General features: G+C 45.7%; 13 protein-coding genes and 1 tRNA gene. 1 reads left to right on the top strand and 13 read right to left on the bottom strand.

Features of this window, described 5'->3' with window-relative positions; all coding sequences use genetic code 11:
- Positions 1-294: 294 nt before the first annotated feature.
- Both QUA54_RS11035 and QUA54_RS11030 read right to left on the bottom strand, forming a co-directional pair.
- A complete protein-coding gene (locus QUA54_RS11035; RefSeq protein ID WP_172185828.1) occupies positions 295-504 on the bottom strand; it encodes an acetyltransferase in 210 nt (69 codons plus the stop codon).
- Positions 505-531: 27 nt separating this feature from the next.
- Positions 532-1,698, bottom strand: a complete 1,167-nt coding sequence (locus QUA54_RS11030) for a zinc-dependent alcohol dehydrogenase (protein ID WP_333414661.1) — start codon at positions 1,696-1,698, stop codon at positions 532-534.
- A gap of 746 nt (positions 1,699-2,444) precedes the next feature.
- On the opposite strand from QUA54_RS11030, the gene mutS reads away from it, so the two are divergent.
- Positions 2,445-5,072, top strand: coding sequence for a DNA mismatch repair protein MutS (mutS, locus tag QUA54_RS11025; RefSeq protein WP_333414660.1), 2,628 nt, complete (start codon positions 2,445-2,447; stop codon positions 5,070-5,072).
- 180 nt (positions 5,073-5,252) lie between these two features.
- Here mutS and QUA54_RS11020 read toward each other — a convergent pair whose 3' ends face one another.
- From QUA54_RS11020 to QUA54_RS10970, 11 genes are all read right to left on the bottom strand, one after another.
- Positions 5,253-5,963, bottom strand: coding sequence for a hypothetical protein (locus QUA54_RS11020; protein WP_333414659.1), 711 nt, complete (start codon positions 5,961-5,963; stop codon positions 5,253-5,255).
- Between the two features lie 29 nt (positions 5,964-5,992).
- Complete coding sequence (locus tag QUA54_RS11015; RefSeq protein WP_333414658.1) at positions 5,993-6,670, bottom strand: actin-binding WH2 domain-containing protein; 678 nt, start codon at positions 6,668-6,670, stop codon at positions 5,993-5,995.
- 371 nt (positions 6,671-7,041) lie between these two features.
- Positions 7,042-7,112 (bottom strand) — tRNA-Gly (locus tag QUA54_RS11010).
- Positions 7,113-7,255: 143 nt separating this feature from the next.
- Positions 7,256-9,283, bottom strand: coding sequence for an excinuclease ABC subunit UvrC (gene uvrC, locus QUA54_RS11005; protein WP_333414657.1), 2,028 nt, complete (start codon positions 9,281-9,283; stop codon positions 7,256-7,258).
- 115 nt (positions 9,284-9,398) lie between these two features.
- Complete coding sequence (locus QUA54_RS11000; protein ID WP_333195682.1) at positions 9,399-10,151, bottom strand: amino acid ABC transporter ATP-binding protein; 753 nt, start codon at positions 10,149-10,151, stop codon at positions 9,399-9,401.
- Between the two features lie 50 nt (positions 10,152-10,201).
- Positions 10,202-11,437 (bottom strand): amino acid ABC transporter permease, encoded by a 1,236-nt coding sequence (locus QUA54_RS10995; RefSeq protein ID WP_333414656.1) that lies wholly within the window; start codon positions 11,435-11,437, stop codon positions 10,202-10,204.
- 16 nt (positions 11,438-11,453) lie between these two features.
- Complete coding sequence (locus QUA54_RS10990; RefSeq protein WP_333414655.1) at positions 11,454-12,053, bottom strand: hypothetical protein; 600 nt, start codon at positions 12,051-12,053, stop codon at positions 11,454-11,456.
- Between the two features lie 44 nt (positions 12,054-12,097).
- Complete coding sequence (locus tag QUA54_RS10985) at positions 12,098-13,312, bottom strand: ABC transporter permease subunit (RefSeq protein WP_333414654.1); 1,215 nt, start codon at positions 13,310-13,312, stop codon at positions 12,098-12,100.
- Positions 13,313-13,492: 180 nt separating this feature from the next.
- Positions 13,493-14,578 (bottom strand): amino acid ABC transporter substrate-binding protein, encoded by a 1,086-nt coding sequence (locus QUA54_RS10980; protein WP_333414653.1) that lies wholly within the window; start codon positions 14,576-14,578, stop codon positions 13,493-13,495.
- Positions 14,579-14,881: 303 nt separating this feature from the next.
- The gene (locus tag QUA54_RS10975) at positions 14,882-15,109 is read right to left on the bottom strand and encodes a hypothetical protein (protein ID WP_333414652.1); all 228 of its coding nucleotides are present in this window, start codon (positions 15,107-15,109) and stop codon (positions 14,882-14,884) included.
- Between the two features lie 420 nt (positions 15,110-15,529).
- On the bottom strand, positions 15,530-20,638 hold the full coding sequence (locus tag QUA54_RS10970) for a PAS domain S-box protein (protein ID WP_333414651.1): 5,109 nt from the start codon (positions 20,636-20,638) through the stop codon (positions 15,530-15,532).
- Positions 20,639-20,732: the final 94 nt, after the last annotated feature.

The raw sequence follows: 20,732 nt of genomic DNA, 5'->3' as shown, positions 1-20,732 counted from the left end.
TCATAAAGAAATTCAATCAAACCCGGTTATCTTTATCACTTTAGTTCAATGCGATTTCTCGCGCCCGCAAACTAAAGACTCTATTAAATTTAGTCGATCGTACATTCTATTTAAACAAACACAGCGCTGTGTCTTCCGGGTGTCAAAAAACACGTCAAAACCGCCCTCCGGCAGGGGTTTTAACCCTTGTGGGAGAGCGGTTTTTCGGGTTTAGCCGACACCGATGTGCCGTGTCCCTCCCCCTAGCTTCCAGTCCCCCCCTTAACAAGGGGGGGCTAGGAGGAATGTCTTGAATCAGCTAGTTTTATAATTTTCCTCAGTCCAACAGCGCGGTAGAGCTTCACCGGAAGGAAACACTAATTTACTTTTTGGAAAATTTGCTTTCTCTTGCTCTTCTTCACCAGCTTGATTTTTTCCCGGCACTTCATTTTTTGTAGGGCTGATTAAAGCATCTACATCGAGGATTTCAATCAAGTCGCCTGATTCTTTTTCTTGTAAAAGCATAGTTTTTCCTTGAAGGCTAAATGCGAGTTAGGGTTTGAGGACAACTTTGATGCAGTTGTCTTTTTTCTGTTTGAAAATCTCGTAAGCGTGGGGCGCTTCATCCAATTTCATTCGGTGCGTAATTACGAATGACGGGTCAATTTCGCCTTTTTGAACGCGATCGAGCAAAGGCCGCAAATAGCGGTGAACGTGCGTCTGTCCCATTTTCATGGTCAAGCCTTTGTTGAAAGCTGCACCTAATGGCACTTTGTCAACGAAGCCGCCGTAAACGCCGGGAATTGACACTGTACCACCCTTGCGACACGCGAGGATCACTTGTCGCAGGGCCGTAGGTCGATCGCTCTCCAACCGCACGGCTTGCTTGGCTTTGTCGTACAAAGCGTCGAGACCGGTGCCGTGGGCTTCCATTCCCACCGCGTCGATGCAAGAGTCAGGCCCGCGTCCCCCCGTCATTTCGGTGACTGCTTCCCCGGCGTCCATTTCTTCGTAATTGATGATTTCAGCTTTGGCCGCGGCCGCCATTTGCAAGCGTTCCGGTATGCGGTCGATCGCAATTACTCGATCGGCCCCCAGCATAAACGCGCTTCTGATCGCAAATTGTCCGACTGGCCCGCATCCCCAAACTGCTACAGTATCCCCCGGCTGAATGTCGCAGTTTTCTGCCGCCATGTAACCGGTAGGAAAGATATCGGTGAGGAACAATACTTGTTCGTCAGAAAGTCCGTCGGGAATTTTTAAAGGGCCGACATCTGCAAACGGAACCCGCGCGTATTCTGCTTGGCCTCCTGCATAGCCGCCCGTTAAATGCGAGTAGCCAAACAGTCCCGCCGGCGAATGACCGAACATTTTTTCAGCCAGCCCAGCATTGGGGTTGGAGTTGTCGCACAGCGACCACAAATCGCGGTTGCAAAAGAAGCAACTGCCGCAAGAAATAGTAAAAGGAATGACGACGCGATCGCCCTTTTTTAAGTTCTTGACTTGGCTGCCGAGTTCGACTACTTCCCCCATGAATTCGTGCCCCATGATGTCGCCCGATTGCATTGTCGGGATGAAGCCATCGTAGAGGTGCAAATCTGAGCCGCAGATTGCTGTAGACGTGATTTTAACTATTGCATCGCGCGGATTGATAATTGTTGGGTCTGGTACATTATCAACTCGCACATCATTTGCTCCGTGCCAGCAAAGAGCTTTCATTATTTTTTTTCCTCTAGTTAACTACTAGCTAGTAGATTTTTGATTGTATATCTTAAATTTACTACGCTGATAAATTACTTACTTGGATGATTTTTACTTTAACCCGATAAAATAAATCTTATCTCTATCGTAGGTATAATTTATAAATCTATCTTCCGGCTGTTTTCAATAACAAAAATGTAAAGTTTATCCTCCAACTAAAGTGCGGGAGATTTCACATTCTTCTGTTAAGCCCCAACAGTTATAGCAACCGCGCCCGACGGTTAGAACGTTCTTAATTGCTGAAACCGTTGCCGAAGATTGCTTCTTCCTTCTCTACTAGATAACTAAAGCCTTCTTCCTTCTCTTCTAGATAACTAAAGCCTTTTTCCTTTTTCGTTTTTCCTTGTTCTTTCTTCCTTCAACATCTGCTATAACAGCTAACAACTACATAGCTGAGATTGTTTTTGTCGATCGGCGATCGCTTTCCTCTCACAATAAATAAAATTTTCGCACTTAATCTCACTATAGCGGAGGTTTAAGCTCACTTTAGATAAATAGCGACCGAAAACTTCTCAAGTAAAAGCGGGTTTATCGATTATTAAGCAGGGTGCGTGACTTTTGTATAGCTCAACACCATGTCCCAATATTGAGAATCACGCACCCTGCTTAAGAAGGATTAATCGTCAAATATTGTATATTAGTTATAGCTAAAAGCCGAGCTTGCGCTAAAGTTGTTAAAGATTAAAATTTATCGATCGCCTTTTATGCCTTACACTGCATCTACCCCAACAGACCCCAATCAACCCAACATCCGCAATGCCGACCACCGCCTATTAGAATTCACCAAGCTAACGCCGATGATGCAGCGGTATGTGGAAGTGAAAGAACAGTATCCCCACGCACTTTTATTGTTTCGAGTCGGAGATTTTTTTGAGTGTTTTTTCCAAGATGCAGTTACTATTTCGCAGGAATTAGAACTTGTTTGTACTAGCAAAGAAAGCGGCAAGGAAATTGGCAGAGTGCCGATGACAGGAGTGCCGCACCACGCCCTCGACCGCTACACTTCAATGTTAGTAGAAAAAGGCTATGCTGTAGTAGTTTGCGACCAAGTTGAAGATGCCTCGATTGCTGCTAAAGAAGGCCGCCAAGTCAAGCGCGAAATTACCCGCATTCTCACTCCCGGAACTTTGACTGATGACGGAATGCTCAAACCCAGACAAAATAATTTTTTAGCAGCAGTCGTCATCGCTGGGGAACATTGGGGATTGGCTTATACTGATATTTCCACGGGAGAATTCGTAACTACCCAAGCAGACAGTTTAGAACAATTAACCTTAGAATTGCTGCGCTTGCAACCTTCGGAAGTCTTGGTACCGACTAATGCGCCGGATTTGGTGACTATGTTAAGGCCCGGAGAGAAATCCGAGCATTTGCCCGATTGTTTGCCGAATTCGTTTTGCTATTCTTTGCGATCGCAAGTTCCGTTTAGTTTGTCCGAAGCGAAACAGAGAATCCTGCAAAAGTTCAAAGTGCGATCGCTCGAAGGTATGGGATGCGGACACCTTTCCCTCGCAGTGCGCGCCGCCGGCGGTTTGCTGCAATATCTCGAAGAAACTCAAAAGGAAAAAGCAGTTTCTTTGCAAAGATTGCACACTTACACTCTCACCGATTTTCTCGTACTCGACTACCAAACCCGCCGCAATCTCGAAATTACTCAAACAGTCAGAGATGGGGTTTTTCACGGTTCGCTGCTGTGGGCTATAGACAAAACCAGCACCGCAATGGGAGGCCGCGCTTTGCGCCGCTGGGTGCTGCAACCTTTGCTCAACATTAAAGGCATTGGCGCCCGACACGACACGATTCAAGAATTAGTAGAAAATAACGCCCTGCGCCAAGATTTGCAGCAGTTGCTGCGCCAAATTTACGACATCGAAAGACTGACAGGCCGCGCCGGTTCTGGAACAGCTAGCGCGCGGGATTTGGTCGCTTTAGCTGATTCTCTGGGAAAACTGCCGGCATTAGCCTCGATCGCAGCCCAAGGGCGATCGCCATATTTGAAAGCGCTGCAAAATGTACCGCCAATTTTAGAAGAATTAGCAAGTAAAATTCACGATCATTTAGTTGATGAACCGCCAATCCATTTAAAAGAAGGAGGTTTGATTCGAGCGGGAATCAATGCCATGCTTGATGAAATGCGCCAAACTGCATCAGCAGACCAAGAATGGATTGCCAATTTAGAAGCAACTGAGAGAAAACGAACCGGAATTTCTAATTTAAAAGTTGGCTACAATAAAGCTTTTGGCTATTACATCAGCATTACCAAGTCGAAAGTAGACCAAGTGCCGAACGACTACACCCGCAAGCAAACTCTCACCAATGAAGAACGCTACAGTACAGAAGAATTAAAAGAAAGGGAAGTGCGAATTCTGACAGCGCGGGAAGATTTAAATCAATTGGAATACGATATTTTTGCTCAAGTGCGATCGGAGGTAGGAGAACACGCCGAAATTATTCGCAATGTTTCCCGCGCCGTGGCGGCAGCCGATGTTTTGTGCGGTTTGTCAGAAGTAGCAGTTTACCAAAATTACTGCCGCCCGACTATGACAGAAAGTCGGGAAATTAAAATTATTGAAGGTTGTCATCCTGTGGTGGAAAAGTCTTTGCCACCGGGATTTTTTGTACCTAATTCTGCTTTTTTGGGTCGGGAAGAATCGTTAAACCGCCCAGATTTAATTATTTTAACCGGCCCGAATGCTAGCGGGAAAAGCTGCTACTTGCGGCAGGTGGGTTTGATCCAGTTAATGGCGCAGATGGGCAGTTTTGTGCCGGCGAAAGCTGCGAGTTTGGGAATTTGCGATCGTATTTTTACCCGCGTCGGCGCAGTAGATGATTTGGCAACCGGTCAGTCTACCTTTATGGTGGAAATGAACGAAACTGCAAATATTCTCAATCACGCGACGCCGCAATCATTGGTTTTGTTAGATGAAATTGGCAGGGGAACGGCCACCTTTGACGGACTTTCAATTGCTTGGTCTGTGGCCGAATATTTAGCAACTGAGATTCGGGCGCGGACAATTTTTGCGACTCACTATCACGAGTTAAATGAGTTAGCTTCTATTTTAGATAATGTCGCAAATTATCAGGTCACAGTGAAAGAATTGCCGGATCAAATCGTATTTTTGCACCAAGTTCAGCCGGGAGGTGCTGACAAATCTTACGGAATTGAAGCGGGCAGATTAGCTGGTTTACCGCCGTCGGTGATTGACAGGGCGAGACAGGTGATGAAGCAGATTGAGAAACATAGCAAAATTGCGATCGGGCTGCGGAAAGGTGTTAAAAAGAATGGTAAAAAAGACTCGGAGGGCGAACAGTTGGATATTTTTGAGGATTGAAATTTCCGGTGGGAAAAAATTTGTAGTAACTGAGATATTGCACCATTTTCAATAAGCCTTTCAGGGGCGGGCAGGATGCCCACCCCACAAGAAAATTTAATTTTTTTGGAACAGGCAGGATGCCTGTTCTTGAGCATGGTGCAATATCTCAGTTACTACTTTTACTACAAACCAGCAACTCTAACGCCCATTTTGCAACTTTCTTACCTCTTTGTGCACGCTCATCCCTATTTCCAAAGCCTCATTCAGCAACCGCCCGTATTCAGTCGCCCGATCACTCACATCCACCGCCATCAAAGCGGCTAAATTACTTTCAATATTAGCAAATAACTCGTAACGGCGGCCGATAAATTGCTGATTTTCCCTGAGAATCCTTTCTGTTTTTAAAGCACAGACTAAACTTTCTCTAGTAATTTTTAATGCCTGTATAGCATCTCCTCGGTTAATTAAATTGGCTTGTAAATTGCCCGCTGCCGTTAGGCGATCGATAATATCTAAAGCCTGAATCACCTCATGATACTTCTCAACTTCATCCAGCAGACCTGCCAGCGTTGCCAGAGGCTTTGCCTTAATCCATTTATAGATATTCCAAGCAACAGTAATCGCCAGCGACAAACCCAAAGTTATTTGTAAAACCCGGACAAATATCTCAGCATCGCTAAATGAACCAACATTATGTTGATTAGCCAGTAAAGCAACCGGCAGTGAAACAACTAATGTCACGCAAAATATCAGCAACTCATTCAACAAAAGAGAGAACAGCTTTTTCCCGTTCAGGAGTGCCGCAGATCGGTAAAAGTCAGCTGCAAAACCGTCGCTCAAAGCTATTCCGCTCAAATCCTCTAACTCTCTTTCCGGAATTGTCAACTCATCCAAATCCGCTTGTATCACTATTTCAAATCTCCTTAACTTGACATTAATTAAAACCCTCCAATCGACCTAATTGAATCCCACAGACTCAGATAAAAATTGCTTTCTCGGTTTCGGAATAGTTGAAAAGCTTGTCCAGGTGCGCCAAAAAACGGTCTCAGCGTCCATCCCAACTGACTGCCAACAAACGCATAGAGTCCCAACCAAAAGCGCAAAATATTTAGCCTGATGTCTTTGCCTTCCGTATCTTGTTCGGACAGAAAGTGCATTCCTTGATAAATGAAACTTACGCCCAAAAATCCTGTGATTGCCATAATAGCAACATTCAACACCAGATAAAAATTGTAATTGGTACTGCTTAGGAGAAAAAACAGACTGACCGGTGCAAATCCAAATAGCAAAACGCTAATCATCGCCATCGCTGTCATCAACAATGTCAAATACTGCTCAAAAGTTCGTTTTGAACCAAACATGACATTAAAAAAGTACAGTGTGGGAAAGCAGATAATCAGCGTCAGCAAGTAAAGTGCTGGCAACTTAATTGCTGAAACTAGACATTGCATCCACGTACTCGATGCACCTAATATCGCTCCGTAAATGCCAAAAAATATGGTACTAGAAATCAACAAACCGAAAATTTTAGATTTGAGCTTGACACCTTGGCGAATTTCTTCGAGAAATTGTTGCCGTTCCCGCAGCAAATACATTACTACTGAAAAATATTTCACGGGATCTCCTTGTGACTGATGCGACTCCGAATCAGTCATAACTCAAGCTGAGTTCGATCGGCAAGCTTGTCAAATCAGGGAACTCTATGTTAACCAATTATTCTTGCAGATACAGGACTTACACAGTACCTAATTATGTTGGGTGCTCTTCTGCCGCGCACCTTACCGCTATTGACTATGGGCTGGATATTTCTAGTCAAATTCTAGTCACATTGTCTCCAAATTGTATCCAAAAAGGTCATTTGATAGTCATTTCGTAGTTATTTGAGAGTCAGTTGATACTCAGTTTGACCATTGACTCACCCCTATTCTGGGCAATAAAAAACCTCAAACCGTTGAATTCTCGTTGGTTTGAGGTTCTTATAGGCGCAAGCGGGCAGCGGGAATCGAACCCGCATAGTTAGCTTGGAAGGCTAAAGTTTTACCACTAAACTATGCCCGCACATAGAAACTAAACATACCACAAGTCTCTGGGGATTGCAATAGGCCTGTGCAAAATTTTTGAATACCTCCCTCACAGTGGCTGAATCGGGACTTGCGGCCCGATCGCGCCTACAATCCCCGTCTCCGATGCTGCGTAAGACTTTACGGGTGGAAATAATCGTAAATTTGCTGCGCCAGACGCGGGCCAATCCCAGAAACTTCTGCCAACTGTTCGGGAGTCGCTAAACGCAGGTAGTCGATCGACCGAAAATGTGCTAACAATAGTTTTTGTCGGTGGTGTCCCAATCCGGGAATTTCATCAAGGCGCGATCGCTTCATTCTCTCGCTTCTTCGATCCCGGTGAAAACTCACAGCAAATCTGTGCGCCTCATCCCGCACCCGGCGCAATAATTGTACGCCCGGTTGCTCAGAATTAGTTGGCAGCGGCAAAGATTCCCCCGGCAAAAATATCTCCTCTCGCTGCTTGGCCAAACTGACAACGCGCAACTCTTCTAGCAAATTCATCTCCCGCAAAACGGCCACAACTGCTGAGAGTTGACCTTTGCCGCCATCTATCATAATTAAGTCGGGTTTGTCGGAAATAGTAGGAGAATCTGAAGATAAATTGCTGAGTTCTTTCGGTTCTTCTAAATCGCTAAACCCATCTTCCGTCTTCCCTCTTTCTTCTTCCTTCAATCCCCGGAATCGGCGACCGATAACTTCTGCTAAACTAGCAAAATCATCAGAATGCCCCGATTTAATTTCAGGATTTTTAATTTTGTAATGGCGGTAGTGTTGATTTGCCGGCAAACCGTCAATAAATACGACGCGGGAAGCTACGGCGTCAGAACCTTGAATGTGAGAAATATCGTAACCTTCAATGCGCCGAGGAACTTCTGGCAAATCGAGAATTTCTGCTAAATCTTCCATTGCTTGAGAATTGCGATCGCTCAATCTTTGCATTCTCGCCAATTCATACTCAGCGTTGCGTTCCACCATCTCAATCAATTCAGCCTTAGTTTGCCGTTGCGGCGTCAAAATGGTAACTTTTCGCCCCTTACGATTGCTCAACCAATCTGCTAATATTTCCGCTTCTGGCAATTCGTACTGCACTGAAATTTCGCTGGGAATTTCTACAGATTCGACATTTTGATAGTGTTCTTCCAACACGCGCTGCAAAATCGCTCCGGCCTCTACCCCTCCTTGCCAAGGTGAGGAGGAAAGAGAAAGTTGAGATAACTCTTGCTCCCCCGATTGTAGGGGCGGTGCCTCCGTTCCCGCCCTGGGTTGGGGGGGTATTTCCGCCATAAATCCCAATCTTCCGACCAATTGACCGGCGCGAATTTGGAACAATTGAACGCAAGCGTGCTGACTATCGGCCGCAAGTGCGATCGCATCTCTAGAAACCGTATCGTCGGGCAAAGACACTTTTTGACCCGCACTCAAAGACTCCAAACCCTTAATTTGATCGCGAAGGCGCGCCGCAGTTTCAAAATTTAAATCTTCGGCAGCTTGTTGCATTTGTGGCTCCAGGATATCGAGCAATTCCTGAGTCCTTCCCTGGAAAATCATCGCTACTTTTTGGATGATTTTTCGATATTCTTCAGGGGAAGTTAACCCTTGACAAACGCCAACGCAGCGCCCGATGTCGTAGTTCAAACAAGGACGGTCTTTAAACAGCGGTTGAGGGCGCTGCCGCAGGGGGAAAATTCGCTTAATTAAATGCAGCGTACTCCGCAGCGCCCCTGTATCGACGTAAGGGCCGTAATAGCGGTCTTTTGCACTTCCTGCGCGGCGTTTGCGGGTGATAAAAATGCGCGGGTATTCTTCCGACCAAGTTATGCACAAATAAGGATATTTTTTATCATCTTTGAGGAGTACATTAAAGTACGGTTGGTGCTGTTTTACGAGGTTTGCTTCTAAGGCCAAAGCTTCCGCTTCTGTGTCGGTGGCGATGAATTCAATTTCGCGCACTTGCTGCACCATCATCGCGATGCGGGGACTGAGATTTTGGCTTTCGCGGAAGTAGGAACGGACGCGGTTTCGGAGTTTTTTGGATTTGCCGATGTAAAGGATGCGATCGCTCTCATCGCGCATTAAATATACACCAGGAACCGCCGGAATTTCTTTGAGGCGACTTTCTAGGCGTTCCGAGTCTTTAACTAACGGCAGAGTTTTTGTGGATGGCATTGCAAGCTATCTCAGCAAAATAGAGAGTTATTGTACACTCTTTTATTTTACCTTAATTGTGCGGATTTTTACGGCTGCTACCGTCGCAAAACCACCGACTCAACTTGAAAATCAGTTACAATATCTGAGATAAAAACTTGCGCGTGCGTTCTTCCTTCGGGTGCTGAAAAAACTGTTCCGGCTTCGCTTCTTCAACTAAAACGCCGCCATCCATCAATACAATGCGATCGGCAACTTCGCGCGCAAACCCGACTTCGTGAGTTACCACCACCATTGTAATTCCTGTTTGAGCCAAATTTCGCATTACATCTAAAACTTCCCGCACCATCTCCGGGTCTAATGCTGATGTCGGTTCATCAAACAGCATGATTTTAGGCTGCATGGCTAGAGAACGTGCAATAGCGACCCGCTGCTGCTGTCCCCCAGACAACTGTCCGGGATATTTTTGTGCTTGTTCCAAAATTCCCACTCTTTCTAACAGTTGCATCGCCACTTCTTCAGCTTTTTTCTTCGGCCAGCGGCGCACCCACACCGGCGCTAGCATGACGTTTTGCAACACAGATAAGTGGGGAAACAGGTTGAATTGCTGAAACACCATTCCTACTTCGCGCCGAATTGTCTCGATGTTGCGCAAGTCGTGGGAAAGTTCGATTCCGTCGATCGTAATTTTACCTTGTTGATATTCTTCTAATGCGTTGAATGTGCGAATAAACGTCGATTTGCCCGAACCAGATGGCCCCATCACGACCACGACTTCGCCACGGTTGACGGTCATGCTGACGCCGCGCAGTACGTGAAATTGTCCGTACCATTTGTGGACGTTTTCTGCTACGATTACTTTTTCTGAGATTGTGGGTTTAGTTTCCATATTTTTTTGTTTTTAAACCGCTGATGAACGCGGATGAACGCAGATTTTTTTTACCTTTGACCTACGCCTAAAGTTCGCTCTATTTTGCGGCTTGCTAGGGACATTGAGTAGCAAAATATCCAATAAATTATCCCGACGAATATGTAAACTTCGGCGTATCTGCCGATATAGGATGGATTTGCTAAAACTGCGCGGGATATTCCGATTAATTCTAACATTCCGAATAGAGATAGCAGGGATGTATCCATGAATAATCCGATGAATTGACCGCCGATCGCCGGAATGACTATTCGCAGTGCTTGAGGCAGTACAATGAGAATTGTGAGTAGGGGTGTATTTAGCCCGATCGACCTCGCGGCTTCTATCTGTCCCCTGGGCACGGCCTGCAAGCCACCGCGCACGTTTTCTGCCAAGTAAGCTGCACTAAATAACGTTAATCCAGCAATGGCTCTAATCACTCTATCCAATTTGGGATATTCGGGCGGCAAGAAGAGTTGCAGCATCACTTGACCTAAAAACAAAATGCCAATTAATGGTAAACCGCGAATAATTTCAATGTATAATGTTGATAACAGTCTTACAACTGGCAAAGAACTTTGTCTGCCGAGTGCTAGCAATACTCCCAAAGGAAAGGAAAGCACAATACTAATAACTGCTAAAAACAGTGTCAATACTAAACCGCCCCAATCATTTGTTGACACTTCGGTCAAACCCAACCCGCCTTTAATTAGCCACAAAATTATTGGGAAAGAAAGAGCCCAAATTGCCGGCATCCAGCTAACCCCCCCCAACCCCCCCTTGCTAAGGGGGGGCGAGGGGGGGTTGGGGTGAATTTGCCTTCCGATGACATAGCTGGCGGCGGCTGCGATAATAATTCCTAAGAGGTAGAGGCGAGAGGTTAGGTCGATCGGCGAAATGACCGCACCCACAACCGCAGCACCGAGTATAATTAGTAAAGGCGGGTTCCAAAGACGTTCTTGCCGCTGAATGTTTCCCCAAGTTAATCCTCCCAACAAGGCAATTATCCCCGTTACTATCCACAGCCTCCAGTAGGAGTCGCGGGGAAATCTGCCTGCGAAAAATAGCGGCAAGTTGGCTTCTAACACGTGCCATTGAGCTTTTGTTGTTGCCCAAACGATAATTCCTTTAATCGCTTGGAAGGCGATAATTAGGCAAACTACTGTCAGAATGCTGTTGTACCAGGTACTAAATAAATTTTTGCGCGCCCAATTCCAAGGGGTAGGCGATTCGGTGGCTGGGGGCGGTAATACAGGTATTGTTTCCATCAGTTTTTAGTTATGATTAATTTCTAAGACTGTTCGCTAAAATTCCTAAAATTTTATTCACATCTCTGAGGTAATACTCTGTTAAATCTATTTCAATTACTTGGTCTTTTAATTTTAGAAATCTCCAGTTAGTCCCGCTAGTGACAGCGCCAAAAATCGTAGGAATATCGTTGCCTTCACGTTCATTAAATATTCTAGCGCCTAGCATTTCTGCTACGCACTGTCCCAATCCGCCATTGATATTTTCCTTTTTGGCTTCTACAATGATAATTACTGGTGCGGTAAGAATTAATAATTCTGGAGAACGACTAATCAGAAAATCGCAATTTCCATTTAATCCTTTTTCGGGATCGATTGTAAAGTCTATTCCTGAAAAAAAGCTAATTTCAGAATTTAACTGTTTTCTCAGTTCGATCAAAATTGGTGCAATAATCATTTCGGAGCGAGCTTTTTCTGTATTACTGCTAATAGCTAATGGCACAGTATATAGAAGGGTTTCTTCTAAAAAATTACTACTTTCTAACTCTGGAATAGCAGAAAACATATTAACTGCATCTAAAATTTTAAGTTCAAAAGTTTTAGATACTTTTGCTAAACTAAAATCACTGTATGCCATTTATTCTCCTTTAATCCTACATCAAAATCTCCAATATTCAGCAGTTACCTTTCCTTGATTTGTACGGTTTTATTGTACCAATTCATGAACAGAGAAACTATCAAACTAATTGTTAGATATGTTACCATAATAATTAACATTGCTTCGATCGCCCGACCGGTCTGATTCAACGTCGGAGCTCCCACCACAAAATAAACGTCGGGATAAGCAACCGCAACCGCTAAACTCGAATTCTTAGCTAAATTCAAATACTGACTGGTTAAAGGCGGCACAATCACCCGCAAAGCTTGCGGCAAAATTACCATCCGCATCATTGTTCCAGACTTCAGCCCCAAAGACTTTCCGGCTTCCCACTGGCCTCTCGATACTGACTGAATTCCGGCCCGGACAATTTCTGCAATGTAACTGCCAGTATACAAGCTGAGCCCTGTCACCAAGGCTGCAAATTCAGGAGTAACTTTTAATCCTCCTTCGAGTTGCAATGCTGGTGTCAGGCGGGGGAAATCTAGGCGAAAAGGCAGATTTTTGGTGATAATCCAAGCTAAGATTGCACTCAGCCCGATCGCACCTACAGCCCAAAACAACTGTCTTCCCGGCTTAGCTTCTTCCAACATCACCCGCGCCCGCCACATCCACAGCCCCGCCGCCGCCAAAACTCCGATAGTTAGCAAAATCACCCAAATCTCAAAACCCGGCAAAGCCACAGGCCAAGGTACAGCAATGCCGCGATTTGTCAAGTAAATCGGCCCCCTCACCTGCTGATTGTCTTCCAGTTTTGGCAGGGAAATGAAAACTGCAAAATACCAGAAAAATAATTGCAGCAATAAAGGCGTATTTCGCAGAATTTCTACATACAAACCAGCCAAACTCCGCACCAACCAATTGTCGGAAAGGCGCGCAATTCCTACAGTCAAACCTGCAACTGTTGCGAAAACAATCCCGATACCCATTACCCGCAGCGAGTTGATTAAACCGACAAAATAAGCTTGTCTGTAACTGTTTTCGGGACTGTAAGGAATGACACTTTCGCCGATATCAAAAGATGCTTGGGAATTGAGAAAATCAAATCCAAAAGCAATCCCCAGTTGCGAGTAATTGGCACTGAGATTGTCCCAGAGAATCGCGATAACAACTATTACTAAAATTAGGGCGATCGCCTGTCCGGCTATTTTCCAGAAGCGATCGTCCCGCAGCAGTTTTGATATTTTTTTAAATTGGGGCAATTTCTGCGATTTGCCCGGTTGAGGTTCTGGGTTCATAACTGTTTAATGTAGATCCAACTATACCTAACTTTAGCCTGCCTAAAATATCTTGTAGGGTACACTTAGCAAGCACCTTACAAGTCGGGTAAGCGCGGAGTACCTTGCTGTCTAAAATATCTGGTTGGTTAACTGTTAACAGTCAACGGTCAACAGTTAACAGTCAACAGTTAACTAAAATTAGCGGAACGGCGGCGAATAAAGCAAACCGCCATCTTTCCAGAGTCTGTTTTGACCCCGTTCTAACTTAAGTGTACTTTTGGGGCCGAGGTTGCGATCGTACATTTCTCCGTAATTCCCCACTTTCTTAACAACGCGGACTGCGTAGTCGTTCGGGAGTCCCAAACCTTTACCTAAATCTCCTTCTGTTCCTAGCAAACGTTTGACATTCGGGTCTGTAGTGCTTGCCACAATTTTGTCTACATTTCCCGAATTAATTCCCAAATCCTCAGCTTCAATCGCAGCGAAAATAATCCATTTCACCGCGTCCGACCATTTAGGATCGCCGCTTTTCACCGCTGGGGCTAAAGGTTCTTTTGACATCACTACCGGCAAAACAACATTATTCTCGGAATTCGGCAGAGTTGTCCGCTTAGAAACAAGTTGCGATCGATCGGCAGTAATACCTTGACAGCGACCTTCTTGATAGGTAGCAAAGGTAGTATTCACATCTTCAAACACCACAGGAGTGTATTTAATTCCTAATTTTCGCATTTGGTCGGACAAATTTTGTTCGGTGCTCGTACCTGTCTGCACGCAGATAGATTTGCCCGCAAAATCTTTTAAAGTTTTGATGCCGCTGTCTTTTTTGACCATGATGCTTTGAGAGTCATAAAAGATCACCGGGGCAAATTCCAGTCCGGTAGTGCTGTCGCGACTCGCCGTGTAGGTGGTATTTCGGCTGAGAATGTCGATTTCTCCAGCCTGCAAAACTGTAAATCTATCTTTAGCGTTGAGCTTTCGGTACTCGACTTTTTCGGGATCGTCAAATATTGCCGCCGCGACAGCCCTGCACACATCCACATCCAGTCCCGAATATTTGCCTTTTTCGTCTACAAAGCTAAAACCCGGCAGTTCGCCGCTGACACCACAAATCAGTTTGCCGCGGCTGACAATTGTATCTATCCGGCTGGAACCTTGTTGCGAGTTGCCGCCTGCAGCAGTTGTTGCTGTTGTTTGTCCGGTTTGTGCCGATCGATCCCTACAAGATGCCAACGGTGCCGCAAATAACACGCTTGCTAGCAGCAGAAATCCCCATTTACGCATAGATTTTAGTAGAACGCTTTCCTGATCATCCTACCTTGTAGATGTCGAGAACTGTGGCGCACAACAGCCTCCGGCTTCAAATTAGCCGTTTTGCATCCGGTGCTGCACTCTGGCAACTGCACCAGCTACCCGCCTGTGTTTTTTTCAGCAAGCAGGGCGCGGAGAGCGAGAAACCCGGTTTGTGACTGGAGGCGCCGCCGTCCAACCCAAGATTTATCATAGAAACCCGGTTTGTTTGCGGCTATTTTTGCTCGCGGCGATCGCCCTTCCCTGGAATATTTATCCGATTTTGATTGAATGCGCTCACCGTACCTCTGGTGCTAGGCGCTGCTCAGCTAAATCGCGGATTAGGGACAGCCGAGACTCGATGTACTCGTTCAACAAATCTGCTTCTTTGCCATTAAGCGCAGAGTTCATCTTCAACTGCTTCAGCAGCCACTGTACCAGGGTGGCATCGTCCAAATTCACTAACAGAGTAGCTTGGGTGGTCTCAATTAACGACCAAAGTTGACGTAACATGATGGGAGTCATAAAACCTCCTTGAGCGTAAATACGCAGTTAATGGGCGGACTGGGCGAAAACTTGGTCTTTGTCTCTCAAGCCGATAGACGAAAAGTACCGTCATAGCCATCGGCTTAATGATTTTTTTATATTTGACCACAATAACTCAATAAAGTAGTGTCACAAGCTACAACACACAAGATGTTATAAGAGTTCCGAATTCTGTCACATTGAGATAAAAATCTTGATAAAAAATTAACAATCTTTACATTCTATAGCTCGTGGGAGCTGCCAGAAGCTGTCCGGGATCGAGCACTCCTGCCCGGTTCGCCAGAAAATTAATTAATAAACTGTTGCGCATTTAAATTGTATATTTCAATGCCGTATTCCCCAAAAAGTCATCAAATATTGTCCCCCTCTCACCTTCTCCCTCTCGAACATAGCAGCAGCTTACTCAGGGGCCACCCACTTTTGAACCCCCGCCAGAATTATTTCTAATTCAGCGATGATTTTCGTAGCCTCCTCCCAATCGTTTGATTCGCCAAGACTTTGAAGCCGATCTGCCATCTCGGGCATTAACCGCACCGCCGCCGTAGCACTGACACCTTTAATTTGATGCGCGCGGCGGGCCAATGTCTCGACATCTGCCGAGGCGATCGCTACCTTAGCCGCTTCTAAATAACTGCCAGTATCAACCACAAAAGCTTGCAGTATTTCCCGCTCAAACTCTAAATCAGCACCAGCAATTTCGCGCAAACGCGGCATATCCACTAAAGATTGAATATCCTCTGAAGAGTTTTTGAGTTCCTCGCCATTAAACTTTGGACTTTCAATTTTTAACTGGGCAGACCAATTTTCGAGCACAGATTTTAACTTTTCGATCGAAATAGGTTTGCTAATATAATCGTCCATGCCCGCCGCCAGACACTTTTCGCGATCGCCCTTCAAAGCACTCGCCGTCATCGCAATCACCACCGTCTTTTGATGTGGCTCGATCGAACCAGCAGCAGCATTTGCCGCTTCCAGGCGGCGCAATTCCTGCGTCGCTTCGTAACCGTCCAAAACCGGCATCTGACAGTCCATCAACACAATGTCATACTTTTTGATAGCAACCATCGATAGCGCCTCTGCGCCGTTATTCGCGACATCCGCCGTGCATCCCAAAACTCTGAGTTGATTCAGACCAACTTTTTGATTGATCGGGGTATCTTCAACTAACAAAATCTTTAAGTTGGCTAACTCCCGGTTGTCAATAGCTGAGGCTCCATTGGACTTTGGATTTGCCACCTGCCGATCCGTTGCCGCACCCGGGGCGATCGCTTTCACCAAGCAACTAAAGAGCCGATGAGCTTTCACAGGTTTAGTTAAATAACCGCTAAAACCGCTATTTACCAAACGTTTCGCCTCCGATATTTGAGTAATTGAAGTCAGCACCACCCACTTTGTATGCTGCATTGTCGGCTCAGAAACCATCAAGCGTTCCAGGCTTCCCGCCACCATTTCCGGCAACTGAATATCAACCAAAACAATATCGTAAGGGCAATTAACGCTGACAGCTTTGTACAGAGATGCGATCGCCATCCAACCGTTCTCAACCTCCTCAACTTCCATTCCCCACAAAACAGCCATGCTCAGCAGCACTTTTCGCACTGTCGGCTTATCGCTAGCAACTAACATTTTTCGCCCCGCCAGCACCGTTTGCAAATTCACTTTGCACGCCGTTCCTACAGCAGTTAAATTTTCCTCGACTGCCGGCACAGTAAACCAAAAAGTTGAGCCTCTGCCAGGGGTACTTTCCGCACCGATTTGACCCCCAATTAACTCTACTAACTGCTTACAAATAGCCAGACCCAAACCTGTGCCACCGTACTTTCTCGTCGTAGAAGCATCAATTTGACTAAAAGATTGAAATAGCTTTTTTTGGTCTTCTTGAGCAATCCCGATTCCTGTATCTGTGACTTTAAAAAGCAGGAATGTCGAGCCATTACTTCCGAGTTCTAACGGTTGGATATTCTCTACAACTTTCTGCTCGTCGCTGTCTGCCAATAACCCCTGAGCCGTGCCAAGAGAAACCTCAATTACCACTTCTCCAGCTTCTGTAAACTTAATTGCATTGTTAATCAAATTAGTGAGTATTTGCCGCAACCGCGCTGCATCTCCTTTAATTTGCAGTGGCACGTCGCTGTCAATCAGCGCTACCAGTTCTATACCTTTTTCTTGGGCGGGAGTTGCCAACAAATCTAGCACATCATCCACACAGATACTGAGGTTAAATTCGATTGTTTCTAAGCGCATTTCTCCTGCTTCCAGTTTGGAGAGGTCGAGAATATCGTTAATGATGGATAGCAAATTTTGGCCGCTGAGTTTTAGCGTCTGCACAAAGTCGAGTTGTTCGGGAGTAAGATTCGTTTTCAGCAGCAAATCAGTCATCCCCATCACTCCATTCATCGGAGTGCGGATTTCGTGACTCATATTTGCTAAAAATAGCGACTTCATTCGAGACGCTTCCAGGGCTACTTCTCGGGCTTGCTGCGCTTGTTCAAACAAAGTAGATTGCTGAATGGCGATCGCCAACTGCACGCTCAACCTTCCCAGCAAATCAATCTCAGAATCAGTCCAAACACGCGGAGCGCTGCACTGGTGGGCAACCAGCAATCCCCACAATCGATTTTGACTCGCTTCCAAACTCCCCATCGGCGACTCAATTCCGGGAGTTTCCGGCGAATATTCTGTTGCCAACTCCTGACTTTCATCGCCGATAAAAATTGGTACAACTAAATTAGCCCTTACTTGGAAACTAACAAGGAAATCTCGGTGGATGTCGCTCAAACTGGCCGTATAAATATCTGCCCTTGCTTGAATTTTTCCGGCGCGGTATAGCGATAGATCATTTTCTCCAAAAGATATTTCTGGAACTTTTATGCCCAGCAAGGGAATCCAATCATCCCCTACAGATTCCACAACAACACTCGCTGTTTCCTCGGAATCAAAACGATAAATTACCGCGCGGTCAGTTGCCAGCAACTGCCGCACTTCTTGTACGGCAGTGCTCAGAGTTTGAGTGAGGTTGAGAGACTGCCGGACTCGCTGGGCGATCGCCGAAACCAGCCGTTCTTGTTCTGCTTGTTCCCGCAGCCTTTTCTCAGCTTGCTTGCGTTGGGTGACATTGCGAATTACCGCAGCCAAGCACAGCGGTTCGCTGCTTTGAGGGTGCTTGACCAGAAAAGCATTCATCACAACATCAATGCTTCTTCCGGTGTGCAAGTGCTGCATTTGACCTTCTCCTTGCCACTGACCCTGACTGATAATTATTGGCAAAATCTCTTGACTAAATTCCTGTTTAAAATTTGGGGCGAAATAATCCCATATCTCCGTATAAAGCTGTTCCGAAATATTTTCTAAGCCCACCAGTTTTCGTCCGGCTTCGTTCACAAACAGCGTTTTGCCTTTTAGGGTAGCCATACCGATAAAATCACTGCTGTTTTCAATCAGCGACACAAATTTTTGGCGTTCTTCTTCTCCTTTTATCCGTTCGGTAATGTCGCGCTTGACGCAGACATGACAAATTACATCGTCGGCGTTGTTAATCACAGAGTATGCCGCAACGTCGATCGCCAGCGTGCGACCTTTTTTAGTGGAGTTAGTAATTTCGCCCCGAAAAGTTCCTGTTTTCGCTAAACTTTTGGCAATTGTCGGAAACCACTCCCCCGCAACCAGCGGCGACGCTTCTGCTTGTAATTCCGCGTCTGTGTATTCTAGAAGCGATTGGTGAGCGCGATTTTGTTCGAGGAAAAACCCGTCAGCATTGATAATGACGATCGCATCGTTGGAGTTTAAAAATATTTCTCGGTAAAGTTTGAGTTTTTCCTCAGCTCGCTTGCGTTCGGTGATGTCCCTTTTGACGTTTACGTAACAGACTACATCCCCAGCATCATTGAGAACCGCAAAAGCCGAAAGCTCCACCTCAACTGTTCCCCCTTGCAAAGCCTTAATAAAGGTCATTTCGCCTCGGTAACTCCCAGTTTCTGCCAAGCTTTGCAGTACCGACGCAAATGCCTGTTCTCCCATCCCAGTTGCAGGCGTTTTTCCCCACAATTTCGACGAACTGTAACCCAGCAAAGCTGTGTGAGCTTGATTTGTTTCTAAGTAATAGCCTTGGGGGTCTAAAATGGCGATCGCATCGTTGGATTTCAAAAAGATTTGTTGATAAAGTTGCAGCTTTAATTCCGCTTGTTTCCGGGCGCTAATATCCGTGAACAAGCCGTAGTAAACTATCTCCCCCGATGCTTGCAATTCTGGCTGAGAAGCTCCTTGCACCCATTTAAGTTTTCTTGACGGAGTGACAATTCTTCCTTCCCAGCGCCAAGGCTGCAAATTTTCAGCAGAAAGCGTGACCGAATTGAGAAAATCATCTCGATCTTCGGGATGAATCATGTCAACAATTACATTAAAATCCTGCTGAGCAGCCTCTGGTTCTATTTCATACAATTCTCTGCAGCCGGCGCTCACAAACGAGAAGGCCATTGAGCCGTCTGGATGCAAGTCAATTTGATATACCGTACCGGGTACGCTAGCAGTAATTTTTTGCAGTTTGGCTTGGCTTTGATTCCTGGCTTCATCTGTGGCCTGCAATTGACCAATCTCCCGAGAAAAACCCAAAACCGCAAATATATTGCCCTCTGCATCGCACAGCGGCAGTTTTTGCGTGTCAAAGATGTGCTGTTTGCCGCCTTCAAAGGCGATCGTCTGGTAGGGATTGCGAACAATCTCCCCGGCCAGCACAGCTCGATCGTCCTCGCGGATGCCCCTAACCCGGCCGTTGCGATCGCCAAATACTAATTCGGCTGAAAACCCTAATTCAATATCATCTTTGCCGATAATTTCCTCAACATTTTTCCCCAAATATGCCGCAAAACTTTGATTTACCAAAATGTATCTAAAGTTTCTATCTTTCGCAAAAACTCTGTCCGGCGCACCGTCCATTAAAGCCCGCAACAACAGTTCTTGACTTTCCGCATCCAGAGCCAAATTATTTTGAGCTTTTCCCTTGACATTGGTCGTTTTAGCTGCTAGGCTAATTAACGATTTGGCACAAATTTGAGCGACTGTGTGGAGCAAACAAAGGTGTTCCAAATTAAAAGCCGTTGCTTGCTGTGCACCAATGAAAACTACTCCCAACAATTCTTCACTTTCCTCCGGGTTAGCCGGTGCTATCAAGACCGACTGAAACTGAGCAATTGGTGGCGGATCGATGTGATCCGCCCAGTCTCGATTTCCAGCGAGCCATTCAACGCGAACTGCTTGCAATCGGCCTTCAATTTCGGCTCTGGCGCTAGCAGTTAAGGGCTGTAAGTGTTGCAGGTATAGTCGATCGTCCGGTGGCGTCAAAATTGCGATCGCCGCGCCCGGAATCAGGCGATCGAGATGTGTCAAACACGCAGACCAAATTTCATCAGCGCAAGTGGCGAGTTGTAATTTCGCAGTAAGTTCGTTGAGAACTTGCAGTTCCAAGGTACGCTGGCGGACTTTTGCTTTGAGGCTGGCGGCTAGGATTTGCATAGTGCTCACCACACTGGTTTGCTTATATTATAATTATTGATTTTCAAACTTTTGTAAACAATGATTTTAAAAGATATGCGGCGAAAAGACAACT

This window comes from Microcoleus sp. MOSTC5, assembly GCF_036701825.1.
Lineage (GTDB): Bacteria > Cyanobacteriota > Cyanobacteriia > Cyanobacteriales > Microcoleaceae > Microcoleus > Microcoleus asticus.
The sequence above is the reverse complement of the archived record's forward strand: the minus strand, read 5'-3'. Positions and strand labels throughout refer to the sequence as shown.

What these genes read in the sequence shown, in the direction of transcription:
- uvrC (WP_333414657.1), bottom strand. Translation starts at nt 9,283, where the DNA reads ATGCCATCCACAAAAACTCTGCCGTTAGTTAAAGACTCGGAACGCCTA.
- QUA54_RS11035 (WP_172185828.1), bottom strand. Translation starts at nt 504, where the DNA reads ATGCTTTTACAAGAAAAAGAATCAGGCGACTTGATTGAAATCCTCGAT.
- QUA54_RS10990 (WP_333414655.1), bottom strand. Translation starts at nt 12,053, where the DNA reads ATGGCATACAGTGATTTTAGTTTAGCAAAAGTATCTAAAACTTTTGAA.
- QUA54_RS10995 (WP_333414656.1), bottom strand. Translation starts at nt 11,437, where the DNA reads ATGGAAACAATACCTGTATTACCGCCCCCAGCCACCGAATCGCCTACC.
- QUA54_RS11030 (WP_333414661.1), bottom strand. Translation starts at nt 1,698, where the DNA reads ATGAAAGCTCTTTGCTGGCACGGAGCAAATGATGTGCGAGTTGATAAT.
- QUA54_RS10970 (WP_333414651.1), bottom strand. Translation starts at nt 20,638, where the DNA reads ATGCAAATCCTAGCCGCCAGCCTCAAAGCAAAAGTCCGCCAGCGTACC.
- QUA54_RS10980 (WP_333414653.1), bottom strand. Translation starts at nt 14,578, where the DNA reads ATGCGTAAATGGGGATTTCTGCTGCTAGCAAGCGTGTTATTTGCGGCA.
- QUA54_RS10975 (WP_333414652.1), bottom strand. Translation starts at nt 15,109, where the DNA reads ATGACTCCCATCATGTTACGTCAACTTTGGTCGTTAATTGAGACCACC.
- mutS (WP_333414660.1), top strand. Translation starts at nt 2,445, where the DNA reads ATGCCTTACACTGCATCTACCCCAACAGACCCCAATCAACCCAACATC.
- QUA54_RS11000 (WP_333195682.1), bottom strand. Translation starts at nt 10,151, where the DNA reads ATGGAAACTAAACCCACAATCTCAGAAAAAGTAATCGTAGCAGAAAAC.
- QUA54_RS10985 (WP_333414654.1), bottom strand. Translation starts at nt 13,312, where the DNA reads ATGAACCCAGAACCTCAACCGGGCAAATCGCAGAAATTGCCCCAATTT.